The organism is Erwinia sp. MYb416 (assembly GCF_037479575.1).
GTDB lineage: Bacteria > Pseudomonadota > Gammaproteobacteria > Enterobacterales > Enterobacteriaceae > Erwinia > Erwinia rhapontici.
Genome location: NZ_JBBGYT010000040.1, coordinates 1 through 922, shown reverse-complemented (window position 1 = coordinate 922; position 922 = coordinate 1). Strand labels below are relative to the sequence as shown.

Below are 922 nucleotides of genomic sequence, written 5' to 3'. Positions count from 1 at the left end.
GGTTTAAGAATCAGCCTCTGCACCTGTTGAACCGCAAAAAAATGCTGCCCGTCAGGCGCCAGATTCAGGTAGTGTTCCAGGATCCTAACTCCTCACTCAACCCGCGCCTGAACGTTTTGCAGATTATCGCCGAAGGTTTACAGGTGCACCATCCTGAGTTGAATAACGCCGAACGTGAAGCGCGGGTCATTACCGCGATGCAGGAAGTGGGGCTGGATCCTGAGACGCGTCAGCGTTACCCTTCTGAGTTTTCCGGCGGGCAGCGCCAGCGCGTGGCTATCGCCAGGGCATTGATCTTACAACCGCAGCTGATCATCCTCGATGAACCGACCTCATCGCTTGATCGTTCGGTGCAAAAACAGATCCTGACACTGCTGAAAAAGCTCCAGCAACAGCATCGTCTGGCCTATATCTTTATCAGCCATGATTTACGCGTTGTGCGATCACTGTGTCATCAGGTGGTGGTATTGCGTCAGGGAGAAGTGGTTGAACAGGGTGGATGTGAGCAGGTATTTAGCGCACCGCAACAGAGCTATACACAGCAGTTACTCACGCTGGCCTGATGCTGCATGGCGATCAGGCACTGCGGTCGCTAAGAAAAGGTTCGGCAATACCCACGCCGAAACTTTTCAGGCGGCAGGTTGCTGCGCATTCATCATCACGATGCACAAAGAGACAAGGTTCCCCTTCCCACTCCGCCACCGAACATACCAGCTGAATTTCCGCCAGTGCCGACTCAATCATGTGCATGGTTTCCCACGCCGACTCGCCGTTATGGCTCAGCAGGCGCAATCCGATAAGATCATCATCACTGTTCAGACCATTAAGGGTCTGTGCTGCAATGACCTGCCCGACCGGGCCGGTGCACCAGTGATAGCGTTGCGGCAGTCGATGTACCACTGAATGTTGTAACGTATTCACC

Annotated in this window: 2 protein-coding genes; one reads left to right on the top strand and one right to left on the bottom strand. The window is 53.9% G+C overall.

Features of this window, described 5'->3' with window-relative positions; translation table 11 throughout:
- Positions 1 to 563: ATP-binding cassette domain-containing protein (locus WH277_RS00375; RefSeq protein ID WP_339503697.1), on the top strand; the 563-nt coding region annotated here is incomplete at its 5' end.
- A gap of 13 nt (positions 564 to 576) precedes the next feature.
- Here the strand turns inward: WH277_RS00375 and WH277_RS00370 are convergent.
- Complete coding sequence (locus WH277_RS00370) at positions 577 to 921, bottom strand: YejG family protein (RefSeq protein WP_339503696.1); 345 nt, start codon at positions 919 to 921, stop codon at positions 577 to 579.
- Position 922: the final 1 nt, after the last annotated feature.